This window comes from Enterobacter cloacae complex sp. S2, assembly GCF_015159675.1.
GTDB classification, from domain to species: domain Bacteria; phylum Pseudomonadota; class Gammaproteobacteria; order Enterobacterales; family Enterobacteriaceae; genus Enterobacter; species Enterobacter intestinihominis.
The window spans coordinates 1-16824 of sequence record NZ_JADDTS010000017.1 but is presented as its reverse complement, the minus strand read 5'-3'; the positions used below and the strand labels follow the sequence as shown (position 1 = coordinate 16824).

Annotated in this window: 13 protein-coding genes; 5 read left to right on the top strand and 8 right to left on the bottom strand. The window is 57.4% G+C overall.

Annotation, left to right across the window (positions count from 1 at the left end; translation table 11 throughout):
- The first annotated feature begins 127 nt into the window (after positions 1 to 127).
- On the top strand, positions 128 to 2521 hold the full coding sequence (gene malP / locus IPZ49_RS09060) for a maltodextrin phosphorylase (RefSeq protein ID WP_032626817.1): 2394 nt from the start codon (positions 128 to 130) through the stop codon (positions 2519 to 2521).
- Positions 2522 to 2530: 9 nt separating this feature from the next.
- Positions 2531 to 4609 (top strand): 4-alpha-glucanotransferase, encoded by a 2079-nt coding sequence (gene malQ / locus IPZ49_RS09055; protein WP_023298789.1) that lies wholly within the window; start codon positions 2531 to 2533, stop codon positions 4607 to 4609.
- A gap of 87 nt (positions 4610 to 4696) precedes the next feature.
- Here the strand turns inward: malQ and gntT are convergent, their stop codons facing one another.
- The 3 genes from gntT to gntX form a co-directional block, all read right to left on the bottom strand.
- A complete protein-coding gene (gene gntT / locus IPZ49_RS09050; RefSeq protein ID WP_022649637.1) occupies positions 4697 to 6013 on the bottom strand; it encodes a gluconate transporter in 1317 nt (438 codons plus the stop codon).
- A gap of 305 nt (positions 6014 to 6318) precedes the next feature.
- Positions 6319 to 6894: a Fe-S biogenesis protein NfuA gene (nfuA, locus tag IPZ49_RS09045; protein WP_003861601.1), complete on the bottom strand. Its 576-nt coding sequence runs from the start codon at positions 6892 to 6894 to the stop codon at positions 6319 to 6321.
- A 61-nt stretch (positions 6895 to 6955) separates the two neighbouring features.
- A complete protein-coding gene (gntX, locus tag IPZ49_RS09040; RefSeq protein WP_023298787.1) occupies positions 6956 to 7636 on the bottom strand; it encodes a DNA utilization protein GntX in 681 nt (226 codons plus the stop codon).
- A gap of 36 nt (positions 7637 to 7672) precedes the next feature.
- Here gntX and bioH point away from each other — a divergent pair, with 36 nt between their 5' ends.
- On the top strand, positions 7673 to 8455 hold the full coding sequence (gene bioH, locus IPZ49_RS09035) for a pimeloyl-ACP methyl ester esterase BioH (protein WP_063932854.1): 783 nt from the start codon (positions 7673 to 7675) through the stop codon (positions 8453 to 8455).
- On the opposite strand, the gene feoC is transcribed toward bioH, so the two are convergent.
- The 5 genes from feoC to greB form a co-directional block, all read right to left on the bottom strand.
- The gene (feoC, locus tag IPZ49_RS09030; RefSeq protein WP_015571443.1) at positions 8430 to 8666 is read right to left on the bottom strand and encodes a [Fe-S]-dependent transcriptional repressor FeoC; all 237 of its coding nucleotides are present in this window, start codon (positions 8664 to 8666) and stop codon (positions 8430 to 8432) included. The two genes, bioH and feoC, sit on opposite strands and share 26 nt — an antisense overlap.
- 11 nt (positions 8667 to 8677) lie before the next feature.
- Positions 8678 to 10996: a Fe(2+) transporter permease subunit FeoB gene (gene feoB, locus IPZ49_RS09025; RefSeq protein ID WP_063146785.1), complete on the bottom strand. Its 2319-nt coding sequence runs from the start codon at positions 10994 to 10996 to the stop codon at positions 8678 to 8680.
- 30 nt (positions 10997 to 11026) lie between these two features.
- On the bottom strand, positions 11027 to 11254 hold the full coding sequence (feoA, locus tag IPZ49_RS09020; protein ID WP_022649633.1) for a ferrous iron transporter A: 228 nt from the start codon (positions 11252 to 11254) through the stop codon (positions 11027 to 11029).
- A gap of 336 nt (positions 11255 to 11590) precedes the next feature.
- Positions 11591 to 13921 carry a Tex family protein gene (locus IPZ49_RS09015; RefSeq protein WP_046620723.1) on the bottom strand — a complete coding sequence of 777 codons (2331 nt, stop codon included), beginning with the start codon at positions 13919 to 13921 and terminating at the stop codon, positions 11591 to 11593.
- Between the two features lie 87 nt (positions 13922 to 14008).
- Entirely contained in the window at positions 14009 to 14482 is a 474-nt protein-coding gene (gene greB / locus IPZ49_RS09010) for a transcription elongation factor GreB (protein ID WP_022649631.1), read from the bottom strand.
- Between the two features lie 228 nt (positions 14483 to 14710).
- Here greB and ompR point away from each other — a divergent pair, with 228 nt between their 5' ends.
- Together ompR and envZ are read left to right on the top strand one after the other, a co-directional pair.
- Positions 14711 to 15430, top strand: coding sequence for a two-component system response regulator OmpR (gene ompR / locus IPZ49_RS09005; RefSeq protein ID WP_001157751.1), 720 nt, complete (start codon positions 14711 to 14713; stop codon positions 15428 to 15430).
- Complete coding sequence (gene envZ / locus IPZ49_RS09000) at positions 15427 to 16773, top strand: two-component system sensor histidine kinase EnvZ (protein ID WP_003861615.1); 1347 nt, start codon at positions 15427 to 15429, stop codon at positions 16771 to 16773. Before ompR ends, envZ begins: the two co-directional genes overlap by 4 nt.
- Positions 16774 to 16824 lie beyond the last annotated feature (51 nt).

Below are 16824 nucleotides of genomic sequence, written 5' to 3'. Positions count from 1 at the left end.
GATCACACTTTTATGCTCATCCCCGCTACTCCTCCCTGCCTAATCCCCGACAGGAGGAGGAAGAGGCGCAATGAGCCAGGCACACTAGCGCCAAATGTGTTTTCTCTCTACAGGATGCCGATTCCCTATGTCACAGCCTACTTTCAACAAAGCTCAATTCCAGGCTGCCCTGACGCGTCAGTGGCAGCGTTTTGGCCTTCATGCTGCAAACGAGATGACGCCTCACCAGTGGTGGCAGGCGGTGAGCGGGGCGCTCGCAGAGCAGCTGGACGCTCAGCCCGCGACGAAGCCTGTGAAAGGCCAGCGTCACGTCAACTACATTTCGATGGAGTTCCTGATTGGCCGTCTGACGGGTAACAATCTGCTGAACCTTGGCTGGTATCAGGACGTCGGCGATGTGCTGAAAGAACACGACATCAACCTGACCGATCTGCTGGAAGAAGAGATTGATCCGGCGCTGGGTAACGGCGGTCTGGGACGTCTGGCAGCCTGCTTCCTGGATTCCATGGCAACCGTGGGCCAGTCGGCCATTGGCTATGGTCTGAACTACCAGTACGGTCTGTTCCGCCAGTCGTTCGCTGACGGCCACCAGATGGAAGCGCCGGACGACTGGCATCGTAATACTTACCCGTGGTTCCGCCACAACGAACAGCTGGATGTGCAGGTCGGGATTGGCGGGAAAGTCACGAAGCAGGGGCTCTGGGAACCAGCGTTCACCATTACCGGTGAAGCCTGGGATCTGCCGGTGCTCGGCTACCGTAACGGCGTGGCGCAGCCGCTGCGTCTGTGGCAGGCGAAGCACGCGCATCCATTCAACCTGACTAAATTCAATGACGGTGATTTCCTGCGCGCCGAGCAGCAGGGTATCGACGCCGAGAAGCTGACCAAAGTGCTCTACCCGAACGACAACCATCTGGCGGGTAAAAAGCTGCGCCTGATGCAGCAATACTTCCAGTGCGCCTGCTCCGTGGCGGACATTCTGCGCCGCCACCACCTGGCAGGCCGCAAGCTGGCGCAGCTGCCGGACTTCGAAGTTATTCAGCTCAACGACACGCACCCAACCATTGCCATCCCGGAACTTCTGCGCGTGCTGATCGACGAGCATCAGCTGAGCTGGGACGACGCCTGGGCCATCACCAGCCGTACCTTCGCCTACACCAACCACACCCTGATGCCGGAAGCGCTGGAGTGCTGGGATGAGAAGCTGGTGAAAACGCTGCTGCCGCGCCATATGCAGATCATCAATAAGATTAACGACCAGTTCAAAACGCTGGTGGAGAAAACCTGGCCGGGCGACAAAGCCGTCTGGGCGAAGCTGGCCGTGGTACACAACAAACAGGTGCGCATGGCAAACATGTGCGTGGTAAGCGGCTTTGCGGTGAACGGCGTGGCCGCGCTGCACTCGGATCTGGTGGTGAAAGATCTCTTCCCGGAATACCACCAGCTGTGGCCGACCAAATTCCACAACGTGACCAACGGCATTACGCCGCGTCGCTGGATCAAACAGTGCAACCCGCTGCTGGCCGGCCTGCTGGACAAGACCCTGAAGAAAGAGTGGGCCAACGATCTGGACCAGCTCATCAACCTGGAAAAATACGCTGACGACGCGAAGTTCCGCGAGCAGTACCGCGCCATTAAGCTGGAGAACAAGGTACGTCTGGCCGAGTTCGTGAAAATGCGTACCGGAATTGAAATTAACCCAAATGCGATTTTCGATATCCAGATCAAACGCCTGCACGAGTACAAACGTCAGCACCTGAACCTGCTGCACATTCTGGCGCTGTACAAAGAGATCCGCGAGAACCCTCAGGCCGACCGCGTCCCGCGCGTGTTCCTGTTCGGTGCGAAAGCGGCGCCGGGCTACTACCTGGCGAAAAACATTATCCTTGCCATTAATAAAGTGGCGGCGGCGATCAACAACGATCCGAAAGTGGGCGACAAGCTGAAGGTGGTGTTCCTGCCGGACTACTGCGTCTCTGCGGCTGAAATGCTGATCCCGGCGGCGGATATTTCCGAGCAGATCTCTACCGCCGGTAAAGAAGCGTCCGGCACCGGCAACATGAAGCTGGCCCTGAACGGCGCGCTGACCGTCGGCACGCTGGACGGTGCGAACGTCGAAATTGCCGAGAAGGTCGGCGAAGAGAACATCTTTATCTTCGGCCATACTGTTGAAGAAGTGAAAGCCATCAAAGCCAAAGGGTACGACCCGGTGAAATGGCGTAAAAAAGACAAAGTGCTGGATGCGGTGTTGAAAGAGCTGGAAAGCGGGAAGTACAGCGACGGCGACAAGCACGCGTTTGACCAGATGCTGCACAGCATGGACAAACAGGGCGGCGACCCGTACCTGGTAATGGCGGACTTTACCGCTTACGTTGAAGCGCAGAAGCAGGTCGACGTGCTGTACCGTGACCAGGATGCCTGGACTCGCGCATGTATCCTGAACACCGCGCGCTGCGGTATGTTCAGCTCTGACCGCTCAATCCGTGATTATCAGGCTCGTATCTGGCAGGCAAAACGCTAAGGAAGCGCGATGGAGAGTAAACGTCTGGACAGTGCCGCGCAGGCGGCGGGAATTAGCCTCAGTTACATCAATGCGCACGGCAAACCGCAGTCTATTGGTGCGGACACCAAAAGACGTTTGCTGGATGCCATGCACAAAACCGACGCGAAAGCGTCGGGAGCGCCGGTGCCGAACGTGAAGGTCTTTACCGCGGGCAAGAAGATGCCGCTGGCGGTGGAAGGACGCGGCGAGTTCAGCTGGCTGCTCACCACCGAAGAGGGGCATCAGCATAAAGGCCATGCCACCGGCGGTAAAACCCTCACCCTTCCGGCGAAGCTGCCGGAGGGCTATCACAGCCTGACGCTCACCCAGAATGACAGCCGCTTCCACTGTCGGGTGATCGTCGCGCCGAAGCGCTGCTATGAGCCGCAGGCGCTACTCGAAGGCAAAAAGCTGTGGGGCGCCTGTGTGCAGCTTTACACCTTGCGTTCAGACAGCAACTGGGGCATTGGCGATTTTGGCGACCTGAAAAAGATGCTGGCATCTGTTGGTGAGCGCGGCGGGGCATTTATCGGCCTCAACCCGATCCACGCCCTCTATCCGGCGAATCCGGAAAGCGCGAGCCCGTACAGCCCGTCTTCCCGCCGCTGGCTGAACGTGATCTACATCGACGTTAACGCGTTAGACGATTTCAAAAACAGCAAAGAGGCGCAGGCGTGGTGGAAGCTGGACACCACCCAACAGATGCTGAAACAGGCCCGCGATGCGGACTGGGTCGATTATGCCTCCGTGACCGCGCTGAAAATGGCGGCGCTGCGTCTGGCCTGGAAGGGCTTTGCGAAGCGTGACGACGAGCAGATGGCAGCCTTCCGCCAGTTTGTGATGCAGGAAGGCGAGAGCCTTTACTGGCAGGCGGCGTTTGATGCGCTGCATGCGTATCAGGTCCAGGAGGATGAGATGCGCTGGGGCTGGCCGGTGTGGCCGGAAGCGTATCAGTCCGTGGATACCCCGGAAGTGAAGGCGTTCTGTGAGACGCATGCCGACGAGGTGGATTTCTATCTCTGGTTGCAGTGGCTGGCGTACAGCCAGTTTGCTGCCTGCTGGCAGGTGAGTCAGGGCTATAACATGCCGATCGGTCTGTATCGCGATCTGGCCGTCGGCGTGGCGGAAGGCGGGGCGGAGACCTGGTGTGACCGTGAACTTTACTGTCTGAAAGCCTCCGTCGGTGCGCCGCCGGATATTCTGGGCCCGCTTGGTCAGAACTGGGGCTTGCCGCCGATGGATCCACACGTGATGGCGGCGCGTGCCTACGAGCCGTTTATCGATCTGCTGCGCGCTAACATGCAGAACTGCGGCGCGTTGCGTATCGACCATGTCATGTCTGTGCTGCGTCTGTGGTGGATCCCGTACGGTGAAACGGCCGATCACGGGGCGTACGTGCAGTATCCGGTGGACGATCTGCTCTCAATCCTCGCGCTGGAGAGTAAACGTCATCAGTGCATGGTGATTGGCGAAGATCTCGGTACCGTGCCGGTTGAGATTGTCAGCAAGCTCCGCGACAGCGGGGTTTACTCCTACAAAGTGCTCTATTTTGAAAACGACCATGAGAAAACCTTCCGCGCGCCGAAAGCGTACCCTGAACAGTCAATGGCAGTCGCGACGACGCATGATCTTCCTACGCTCAGAGGCTACTGGGAAAGCGGCGACCTGACGCTCGGCAAAACGCTGGGTCTCTACCCGGATGAAGAGGTTCTGCGTGGGTTGTATCAGGATCGCGAGCTGGCGAAACAGGGGCTGCTGGATGCGCTGCATAAGCATGGCTGTCTGCCGAAGCGCGCCGGGCATAAGGCGTCGCTGATGTCGATGACGCCAACGCTTAACCGTGGCTTACAGCGCTATATTGCCGACAGCAACAGCGCGTTGCTCGGTCTGCAACCGGAAGACTGGATTGATATGGCGGAGCCGGTAAACATTCCCGGCACCAGCTATCAGTACAAAAACTGGCGTCGCAAGCTGTCCACTACGCTTGAAGCGATGTTCGCCGATGACGGGGTGAACAGGCTGATTAAGGATTTGGATAAACGGCGAAAAGCAGCCGCGAAGAAATAATAAAAAACCCGCCAGTGGCGGGTTTTTTATTATCAGGTCGTGCTCATGTAGGTCGGGTAAGGCGTAGCCGCCACCCGACTTAGGGCATCAGACCACCATATTCAACAGCAGCACCCCGACCAGGCCACACACCGAAATAATGGTTTCCAGCGCGGACCAGGACTTGATGGTTTCACCGATGGTCAGGTTGAAGTACTCCTTGAACAGCCAGAAGCCCGGATCGTTCACGTGGGAGAAAATCACGCTGCCCGAACCGACCGCGATAACCATCAGCTCAGGGCTTACGCCCGTGGTCGCAATCAGCGGCGCAACGATACCACCCGCGGTAATCGCCGCAACGGTTGCAGAGCCCAGCGCGATACGCAGCACCGCGGCAATAGACCATGCCATCAGGAGCGGCGATACGTTGGTTTCATGCATCATGGCAGCAATGTATTTATCCACGCCACTGTCGACCAGCACCTGCTTAAACGCGCCGCCACCGCCGATGATCAGCAGCATCATGGCAATGATTTTGATGGAAGAGGTCAGCGTGTCGTTGATCTGATCCATGGAACGACCACGGTTAAGACCGAAGGTGAACATGGCGATCAGGACCGCAATCAGCGTTGCCATCACCGGGTCGCCCAGGAACTCCGCAACGGACAGGAACGCGTGACCTTTCGGCAGAACCATCTCTGCTACGGCACGCATTGCCATCAGGATCACCGGCACCAGAGAGGTCCAGACGCTGACGCCAAAGCCAGGCATCTCTGCATCTGTGAAGGTTTTGGCGCTGTACAGGCCTTCCGGGATGGGCTTATCAATGCCTTTCAGGAAGCGCGCATAAACAGGACCGGCCAGGATAACCGTTGGGATCGCCAGAATCGTACCGAACAGCAGGGTTTTACCCATGTCGGCGTGGAAGATGGTGGCGATAGCCGTTGGACCCGGATGCGGCGGCAGGAAGCCGTGGGTGACGGACAGCGCCGCAGCCATCGGTACGCCTACGAACAGCAGCGGGATGTTGGCGGCAGCGGCGATGGTGAACACCAGCGGCAGCATCAGGACGAAGCCCACTTCATAGAACAGTGCGAAACCGACGGTAAAACCGGTTAACACCACCGCCCACTGGATGTGCTGCTTGCCAAATTTATCGATAAGGGTAGTGGCAATACGCTGCGCGCCACCGCAGTCCGCGAGCATTTTACCGAGCATGGCGCCGAAGCCCATGATCAGCGCCAGGCTGCCGAGCGTACCGCCGACACCGGCTTTAATGGAGCTGATAACTTTAACCAGCGGCATTCCCTGCATCAGACCGACTGCAAGTGCCACCAGAACCAGAGCGATAAATCCGTTCATTTTGAAGCGGATCATCAAGAGCAGTAATAACACAACACCGATAGCGACGATGACTAATGGCATGATTGACCTGGCCTTTGAATTGTTATGGGTAACGTCATTGTTTCAACGACAAATTCCGGTTGTCCCAACTGGGAACAGAGTATTAACGGCACTCATACTGATGCCTGCGAAAACGATAAGTTTAGTCGGCTGTTATAAGGGTGTTGAGTGCCCATGGGAATGATACGGGTAACATGGCGTGATTGAGAATCACCCAGGGAGGCAAAATTTGAATTATGAGACGCAGGTCAACATATAGAGGGGGAAGCAAGAAAAAGCAGGCCCGGTAAGCGCAGCGCCACCGGGCAATACAGACGGGCACTGAATTAGTAGTAAGAGTGCTCGCCGCGCTGGTGTTCGGTCAGATCGCGCACGCCTTTCAGTTCCGGGAATTCGTTCAGCAGCTGCTTCTCGATCCCTTCTTTCAGGGTTACATCGACCATGGAGCAGCCGTTACAGCCGCCGCCGAATTGCAGGATCGCCAGACCATCTTCGGTGATTTCCATCAGGGAAACACGTCCACCGTGGCCGGCCAGCTGCGGGTTGATCTGCGATTGCAGCAGATATTCCACACGCTCCATCAGCGGGGCATCGTCAGAGACTTTACGCATCTTCGCGTTTGGCGCCTTCAGCGTCAGCTGCGAACCCAGCTGGTCGGTGACGAAATCAATCTCCGCATCTTCAAGATACGGCGCGCTCAGCTCATCAACGTATGCGGTGAGCTGTTCAAATTTAAGGGCAGTGTCAGTTGCTTCCACAGCATCCGGAGGACAATAAGAGACACCACATTCTGCATTCGGAGTGCCTGGATTGATCACAAACACGCGGATCTGCGTCCCTTCTTCCTGATTTGCCAGCAGTTTGGCAAAGTGCGCTTGTGCAGAATCGGAAATACGGATCATAGCTTTGGCCTAATAGTTGACTAAATTACCTGGGTATAATCATACGCCCATTGAAGAAGGGCTACAAGGTACGGCACAGACACCATACCTGAACTGACGCGGCGCCGCTTTGCAAAAGCAGTCGGGAAAGTTCAGCCACGGTACTGCCCGTGGTGACGACATCATCCACAATCGCGATATGGAGACCGTTGACCGGCAATTCAAGGCGAAAGGCGTTTTTCAGGTTTCTTTTGCGCGACCGGGCGTTGAGCCGGTGCTGAACGGCAGTGGCATGAATACGTTTCAGCGCAGAGGCGGGGTACCGGCAACCCAGCCAGCGGGCGAGCGGACGGCACAGCAGGTCGCTCTGATTGTATCCCCGCCGCCAGTGCCGACGCTGAAAGAGTGGCACGTTCACGAGCGTGTCGACCGACGGTAGCCCGCGCGTTCTTCGCGCCTGCAATACCGCCAGTAATAACAGGCGTGCCAGTGGCTGCGCCAGCGCGAACTGGCTGGAAAACTTAAACTGATGAACCAGACGACTCAGCGGCAAAACGTAATCATCCACCGCCACCAGCGCGCTCCACGGCGGCGCTTTTTTCAGGCATCGACCACAGGGGAGCGTCTGGCTTACGGCAGGCAAGCCGCATTGCGGACAGCCCTTCAGGTAACCCAGCGCTCCCGTGCAAACGGAACAGACGCCCCACGCGCTCAGCGCAAGTGGCATTCGGCATAGCCAGCACAAGCCGGGCACTGTTAGCATACGCAACCTCCATGTGAAAAAAGAGAACGTTAACTGATGAAGACGCTGTGGTGGCAGACCGTTGGGACGGGAAATTGTCATCTTGTGCTGCTGCACGGATGGGGACTGAACGCCGAAGTGTGGCGTTGCATAAGTGAGGAACTGGCCTCGCAATTTACGGTACACCTGGTGGATCTGCCGGGGTATGGCCGTAGCCACGGCTACGGCGCGATGACGCTCGACGACATAGCGGAGCAGGTTCTGGAAGCGGCGCCGCAAAAAGCCGTCTGGCTCGGCTGGAGCCTGGGCGGGCTGGTGGCAAGCCAGATTGCGCTGCGCCATCCTGAGCGGGTCCAGGCGCTGATCACCGTTGCCTCATCACCCTGTTTCAGCGCCCGCGAGGCGTGGCCGGGCATCAAACCTGAGGTGCTGGCCGGGTTCCAGCACCAGCTTAGCGAAGATTTCCAGCGGACGCTGGAGCGTTTCCTGGCGTTGCAGACGATGGGAACAGAAACCGCCCGTCAGGACGCGCGGATGCTGAAGCAGACGGTGCTTTCCCTGCCGATGCCGGAGGTTGAGGTGCTGAACGGTGGACTGGAGATCCTGAAAACGGCCGATCTGCGTGAGCCGCTGGCGTCACTGACGGTGCCGCATCTGCGTATTTATGGCTATCTGGATGGGCTGGTCCCGCGCAAGGTGGTTCCGCTGCTGGATGCGCTGTGGCCGGAGAGTAAATCAATGGTGGTTGCCAAAGCGGCACATGCGCCGTTCATCTCTCATCCTGCTGAGTTTTGTTCGGTGCTGACCGGTTTTATCAGCGAAGCGTCCACCACTCCCTGAGGCAGGCTTTACCTTCCGGACAACTTTTACAACTGCCGGACAGACAACTGTCCGGCTCTTCCTGAATGCGCACGGCTTTCCCCATCGCCTCCAGCCGTTCCAGCATGGCATCGATCATCGGCTGCGGCGTATGCAGGCTGAGGCTGAGCTGCTTCGCCTCCATTCGTCCCTGTAACGCCAGTAGGTCACGGACCTGAATCAACGATGCCATCTTTTTTCCCCTCAGTGACAGTCGCCCGCAGGGCTACTACAGCAGGTCGTTGGGGTTTTGCGCGTTGCCAGCAGGTTAACGTCAACGCGGCTACGTGCCCGGCGCAGCAGGCCAATCACCATCACGTTAAACAGGATCACCGCGAGGATACAGACCAGGCTGTAGCGCGGATGCTGGCTGTAATTGACGGTTTGATAAAACACGGTCGCCAGCGAGTAGGCAATGTTCAGCCCCCACAGAATGGAGAAGCCCATCCAGCCGCGGCTGGACTCACGGGCAATGGCGCCCATGACCGAGATGCACGGAATATAGAGCAGGACGAAGATCAGGTAGCTGTAGGCCGCCGACGCGCTGCCAAATTTCTGGCCCATCACGCCCATTGCTCCGGTCGCCATTACGCCGTCGCCTTTGCTGGCTTCAATCGGGTTCGCCAGCACGCTCAGGCTGAAGGTGTCTTTCAGGCTCTGCCAGGTCTCTTCTACTGCACCCAGAAGTTCGTCACCGAGGCTGAACTCTGCCGGGTTGAACTCCTCTTCCTGAATGTTTTCCGCGGTGTAGAGCGTGTTCAGGGTGCCGACAACCACTTCTTTTGCCATCGCGCCGGTGAACAGGCCCACGGTTGCCTGCCAGTTGTCTTCCTGTACGCCAATCGGTTTGAAGACCGGCGTAATGATCCGGCTAACGGAGGCAAGGGCAGAGTCATTAATGTTGTCCGCTGCCTGGCCGCTCAGGGTGAAGCTGTTCAGGGCGCTCAGGAAAATGCTGACCACTACAATCACCTTACCGGCGCGCAGAACAAAGCCCTTCAGGCGTTGCCAGGTTTGGATAATCAGGCTTTTCAGGTGCGGAACGTGATAAACCGGCAGTTCCATCACGAACGGCGACGCTTCGCCACGCATGATGGTGTGCTTCAGCATCAGGCCGGTGAGAATAGCCATCACGATACCCAGCACATACAGGGAGAAGACGGCCAGCGCCCCTTCCTGACCAAAGAACGCCGCGGCAAAGACCGCGAAGATCGCCAGACGTGCGCCGCAGGACATGAACGGCGCCATCATGATGGTCATCAGGCGTTCGCGCGGTGCGTCCAGCGTACGCGCGCCCATGACTGACGGCACGTTACAGCCAAAACCGACAATCAGCGGCACGAAGGATTTCCCCGGCAGCCCCAGCGCCTGCATCAGGCGGTCCATTACGAAGGCGGCGCGTGCCATGTAACCGGAATCCTCAAGGAAGGAGAGGAACAGGTACATCATGCCGATCTGCGGCACCAGCGGCAGGACGGTATTGATCCCGCCGCCGATCCCCTGCGCAAGGAAGATGGTCAACCATTCCGGGAAGTGGAGGGTGTAGCCCAGCCACTGAATACCGTGCACGAAGATAGCGACAGAGCCGCCATCAAAGATGGGTTGTAATGCACCGCCGATGTTTATAGCGAGCAGGAACATTACGTACATCACCATTAAAAAGATTGGCAAACCGAGGAAGCGGTTGAGCACAATCTTATCCACGGCGGCGGTGAAGCGGCTGGGTTCAGCGGTTAATGCATTGCTGACCACGTCACAGATAGCGGCGATGGCCTGATAGCGCGCATCCGCAATATGCAGGGCCGGGTCGTCGAGCTCGTCGCTCAGGCGAGCCTGTGCAACGCTCAGTTTATCCGCCGCATCGCCTGCGTAGGCGCGGCTGTAGATATCGCCTTCCAGCATTTGCAAGCCAAGCCACAGGCGCTGTCTGGCGGGCATGGCGTTGTCCATCTCCTGCGCCAGCTGCCCGGCCTCGCGCAGCAGCGGCTGGGCGTAGTGCACCAGTTCGACGTCGGCATTGCCCGTGTGGCGGTCAATTGCCAGCTTCAGGGCGTCAATGCCGCGCGCGCGGGTAGAAACCAGCGGAACCACCGGGCAGCCCAGACGGGCGGAGAGGGCGTCGACGTCGATGCGCAGCTTTTGCTTCTCGGCGATGTCGAGCATGTTAAGCGCTACGATGCAGGGGATCCCCAGCTCCAGCAGCTGTAGCGTGAGGTACAGATTTCGTTCGAGATTGGAGGCATCCACCACATTGATGAGCAGATCCGCGTCGCCGCTCAGAATATAGTGGCAGGCAATTTGCTCATCGAGAGAGGTCTGAGATGAAATTGTGGTGAGTGAATAGGTCCCCGGTAAATCAACCAGCGTGACCTGATTATCTGTCGTGGTGAACTGGCCTTCTTTGCGTTCAACCGTTACGCCTGCCCAATTTCCCACACGCTGGCGTGCGCCGGTTAACTGATTAAATAAGGTTGTCTTGCCGGAATTAGGATTGCCAATTAAGCCAATAGTTAATTTTTTCATTGTTTTGGACTCACTGAAACCGCTGGCTTGTTAACGGGATAAAGATTCAACTTCAATTAATGCGAGGTCTTTTTTACGCAGAACCAGATTAACGCGTCGGGTTTCGATATGAACAGGATCGCCCAACGGCGCCACGCGCACCACCTGGAATGATGAGCCGGGTAGCATGCCCAGTGACAGTAGCTTCTGCCGATAGGCCGGGCTTATCTCACGGGTAAAACCGATAATTTTCCACGCACTTTCTGGAGTGAATTGCATAGCGCCTGATTCCACGAGAGGTTAAATAATCAACACTGCGATGATAATGAGAATAGTTTTTATCAGCAATAATAAAAATGTGACGGGATGTTGTTAATCGTATTAATTTGCGGTCTGCTTGACCTTGCTCAATATTTGCGGGAATATCCGGGAAGGAATAAAAAGCGTATTTGTTAATGGAGTGATAAATAGCGGTTTAAATATGGATATGCAATCGGTTTCATATTTTACGATATAATTTTTCCCCTCACCCCGGCCCTCTCCCCAAAGGGGCGAGGGTGTTCAAGTTCCCTCTTCCCTTTGGGGAGAGGGTTAGGGTGAGGGGCATTTACAGGATTAGCGTTTCTTACCCATCGCCGCTGCCAGAGCATCCATCATCGCGCTGTTGCCTGCTGGCTGTGCGTCACGTCCGCGTGGCTTCGCGGCTTTCGCTGCCGGACGCTGCTGTTCACGGCCACCGCCATTACCGCCACGGCGCGCGTTAGTGTCGCCCGGCTGCTCGTCCAGACGCATGGTCAGGGCGATACGCTTGCGCTGAAGATCCACTTCCAGCACTTTCACCTTCACGATGTCGCCCGCTTTGACCACGGTGTGCGGATCTTCAACGAACTTGTCGGCCAGGGAAGAGATATGCACCAGACCGTCCTGATGCACGCCGATATCCACAAACGCGCCAAAGTTGGTGACGTTGGTTACCGCCCCTTCCAGCACCATGCCCGGCAGCAGGTCGTTCATGGTTTCCACGCCGTCAGCAAAGGTTGCGGTTTTAAACTCAGGACGCGGATCGCGGCCCGGTTTTTCCAGCTCTTTGATGATGTCAGTGACCGTCGGCACGCCGAACTGTTCGTCGGTAAAATCCACCGCTTTCAGGTTACGCAGCGCGCTGCTGTCGCCCATCAGGTCTTTCAGCGCCTGCTGGGTGGCGGCCAGGATACGCTCGACAACCGGATAGGCTTCCGGGTGAACGGTAGAGGCATCCAGCGGGTTATCGCCGTGGTTGATGCGCAGGAAGCCCGCGCACTGCTCAAAAGCTTTCGGCCCCAGACGGCTCACCTTCAGCAGCTGCTGGCGGTTCTGGAACTGACCGTTCTCATCACGCCAGGCGACGATATTCTGCGCCATCATACGGGTCAGGCCTGCTACGCGGGTCAGCAGCGGAACGGAAGCGGTGTTCAGGTCCACGCCGACGGCGTTAACGCAGTCTTCCACCACCGCATCCAGCTTGCGCGCCAGCTGCGTCTGGCTCACGTCGTGCTGATACTGGCCCACGCCGATGGATTTCGGGTCAATTTTCACCAGCTCCGCCAGCGGATCCTGCAAACGACGGGCGATAGAGACCGCACCGCGCAAGGAAACGTCCAGTTCCGGGAACTCCTGCGCTGCCAGCTCAGAGGCGGAATAGACAGATGCCCCCGCTTCGCTGACGATCACTTTCTGCGCCGTCACTTTCGGGAACTGCTTCTGCACGTCGAGATAGAAACGTTCGGTTTCGCGGGACGCTGTACCGTTACCGATGGCAACCAGCTCAACGTTGTACTTCTCGCACAGCGCGGCGACCACGACAGCCGCTTTCGCTGCCTGACCGGTGTGCGGGTAAATGGTGTCGGTGGCAACCAGCTTGCCGGTGCCGTCAACCACGGCCACCTTCACGCCGGTGCGCAGACCCGGATCGAGACCCATGGTGGCGCGCAGGCCAGCCGGCGCAGCCATCAGCAGGTCGTGCAGGTTACGGGCGAAGACGTTGATCGCTTCGTCTTCGGCGCGCTCGCGCACGGTGCCCATCAGCTCGGTTTCGAGGTGCATGAGCACCTTGATGCGCCAGGTCCAGCTCACCACGCCTTTGCGCCAGCTGTCCGCCGGGGCGTTGTTCAGGCGCAGACCGAGGTGATCCATAATGATCTGCTCACAGTGGCTCTCTTTAGGCGGCTCGTCAAACTGCGGATCGGCATTCAGGGAGAGCTGCAGCACGCCTTCGTTACGACCGCGGAACATCGCCAGCGCGCGGTGAGACGGCGCGGTAGAAATGGGTTCGTGGTGATCGAAGTAGTCGCGGAATTTCGCGCCTTCGTCCTCTTTGCCGGACACCACGGTGGAGACGATATGGGCGTTCTTCCACAGGTAATCACGCACTTTGGCCAGCAGCGCCGCGTCTTCGGCGAAGCGCTCCATCAGAATGTAGCGAGCGCCGTCCAGCGCGGCTTTGGTGTCCGCTACGCCTTTTTCGGCGTCGATAAATCTGGCGGCTTCGGTTTCCGGATCGTGAGACGGCTCGTTCCACAGCAGGTCGGCCAGCGGCTCAAGGCCGGCTTCGATCGCAATCTGCCCGCGCGTGCGGCGCTTCGGTTTGTACGGCAGATAGAGATCTTCAAGTTCGGTTTTGCTCAGGGTACCGTTAATGGCTTTTTCCAGGTCACTGGTCAGCTTGCCCTGCTCGCCGATAGATTTGAGGATCGCCTGACGTCGGTCTTCCAGCTCGCGCAGATAGCCCAGACGGGTCTCAAGGTTACGCAGCTGCGTGTCATCCAGACCGCCGGTGACTTCCTTACGATAACGTGCAATAAACGGCACGGTGTTCCCTTCATCAAGCAGACGAACGGCAGCTTCTACCTGTTCGGCTCTGGCCTGAATATCACCCGCAATAATCCGGCAGAGCGACTCTTTCATCATGGTCAGTTCATCTTGTGGATCGAAAATCAGGGGGATAGTTATACGGGCTGACACCAAAAAATGCCAGCCGGGGAGGGCGCTCTCGGACTATTTAACATACTCGATTTCGTTGACGTACCAGCTTGCTTCACCCGCGGGCGTCTGGACAACGGCTAAATCGCCCACCTCTTTTTTCAGCAGGGCGCGGGCCATGGGTGAATCGATAGAAATGTAATCCTTACGACCGAAAATTTCATCATAGCCAACGATACGAAAACGCAGGGTGTCGCCGTTGTCGTTTTCAATTTCGACCCACGCGCCGAAAAACACTTTACCTTCCTGTTGCGGGGAGTAATCGACAATTTTGAGATTCTCGAGGCATTTCGTCAGGTAGCGTACCCGGCGATCGATTTCGCGCAGTCGCTTTTTATTGTACTGATAGTCCGCATTCTCGCTGCGGTCGCCCAGACTTGCGGCCCAGGTGACTTTTTTGGTCACTTCCGGACGCTCTTCGCGCCACAGGTAATCCATCTCTTTTTTGAGTTTCTCGTACCCTTCGCGGGTGATCAGAGGCGTTTTCATGGTGCTGCCTTTAATGCCGGTTAACTGTCTTTGCGCACAATACGTAGCGCACAGTGTAACAGACAAGATTAATAATGATTTATGTGATGAAATGAACAGATAAGCTGCTGTTAAATATGCTTTGTAACAATTTCGTCTAGAATTTATACCAGAATTTGCTGGTCGAACCCGTGCACTTTTTTAGAATACGCTGTTCCAGGCTTATCCGAACCTTTGGGAGTACACACAATGCAAGAGAACTACAAAATTCTGGTTGTAGATGACGACATGCGCCTGCGTGCGCTGCTGGAACGTTATCTGACCGAGCAGGGCTTCCAGGTTCGTAGCGTCGCGAACGCGGAACAGATGGATCGTCTGCTGACGCGTGAATCCTTCCACCTGATGGTGTTGGACCTGATGCTGCCTGGCGAAGATGGGCTCTCTATTTGCCGTCGTCTGCGTAGCCAGAGCAACCCGATGCCAATCATCATGGTGACGGCGAAGGGTGAAGAAGTTGACCGTATCGTCGGCCTTGAGATTGGCGCTGATGACTACATTCCTAAGCCGTTCAACCCGCGTGAACTGCTGGCGCGTATTCGCGCTGTGCTGCGTCGTCAGGCGAACGAGCTGCCGGGCGCGCCGTCTCAGGAAGAGGCCGTCATTGCATTCGGTAAGTTCAAGCTGAACCTCGGCACCCGTGAAATGTTCCGTGAAGATGAGCCAATGCCGCTCACCAGCGGCGAGTTTGCGGTACTGAAAGCGCTGGTCAGCCACCCGCGTGAACCGCTTTCACGTGACAAGCTGATGAACCTGGCGCGCGGCCGTGAATACTCCGCAATGGAACGTTCTATCGACGTGCAGATCTCTCGTCTGCGCCGCATGGTGGAAGAAGATCCGGCGCATCCTCGTTATATTCAGACCGTGTGGGGTCTGGGCTACGTGTTTGTCCCGGACGGCTCTAAAGCATGAGGCGAATGCGCTTCTCGCCGCGAAGTTCGTTTGCCCGCACGCTGTTATTGATCGTCACCCTGCTGTTTGTCAGCCTGGTGACGACCTACCTGGTGGTGCTGAACTTTGCGATCCTGCCGAGCCTTCAGCAGTTTAATAAGGTGCTGGCATACGAAGTGCGTATGCTGATGACCGACAAACTGCAACTGGAGGACGGCACGCAGTTGGTTGTCCCCCCGGCGTTCCGTCGGGAAATCTACCGTGAGCTGGGCATTTCTCTCTACTCGAACGAAGCGGCGGAAGATGCCGGCCTGCGCTGGGCGCAGCACTATGAATTCCTTAGCCAGCAGATGGCGCAGCAGCTTGGCGGCCCGACGGAAGTGCGCGTTGAGGTCAATAAAAGCTCGCCGGTTGTCTGGCTGAAAACCTGGCTGTCACCCAACATCTGGGTGCGTGTTCCGCTCACCGAGATTCATCAGGGCGACTTCTCACCGCTGTTCCGATACACCCTGGCGATCATGCTGCTGGCCATCGGTGGCGCATGGCTGTTTATTCGTATCCAGAACCGACCGCTGGTCGACCTGGAGCATGCGGCATTGCAGGTTGGTAAAGGTATTATCCCACCGCCGCTGCGCGAGTATGGCGCATCGGAAGTGCGCTCGGTAACGCGTGCTTTTAACCACATGGCGGCAGGCGTTAAACAGCTGGCTGACGACCGTACGCTGCTGATGGCGGGGGTTAGCCATGACCTTCGCACCCCGCTGACACGTATCCGGCTGGCAACAGAGATGATGGGCGAGCAGGATGGTTATCTTGCAGAGTCCATCAACAAGGATATCGAAGAGTGTAACGCCATCATCGAGCAGTTTATCGACTACCTGCGCACCGGGCAGGAGATGCCGATGGAGATGGCGGATCTGAACGCGGTTCTGGGCGAAGTTGTTGCCGCCGAAAGCGGTTATGAACGTGAAATTGCGACCGACCTTCAGGCGGGCGAGATTCAGGTACGTATGCACCCGCTCTCCATCAAACGCGCGGTGGCGAATATGGTGGTCAACGCGGCGCGCTACGGCAACGGTTGGATCAAAGTCAGCAGCGGTACGGAACTCAACCGCGCCTGGTTCCAGGTGGAAGACGATGGCCCGGGCATCAAGCCTGAGCAGCGTAAGCACCTGTTCCAGCCGTTTGTGCGCGGCGACAGCGCGCGCAGCACCAGCGGAACCGGCTTAGGCCTGGCGATTGTGCAGCGTATTGTTGATAACCATAACGGACTGCTGGAAATTGGCACCAGCGAACGGGGTGGTTTGAGCATTCGCGCATGGTTACCGGTGCCGGTTTTACGGGGGCAGGTGAAAGAGAGTTAAAAAAGGGTGGGGCCTGATGCCCTCACCCCGGCCCTCTCCCACGGGGCTGAG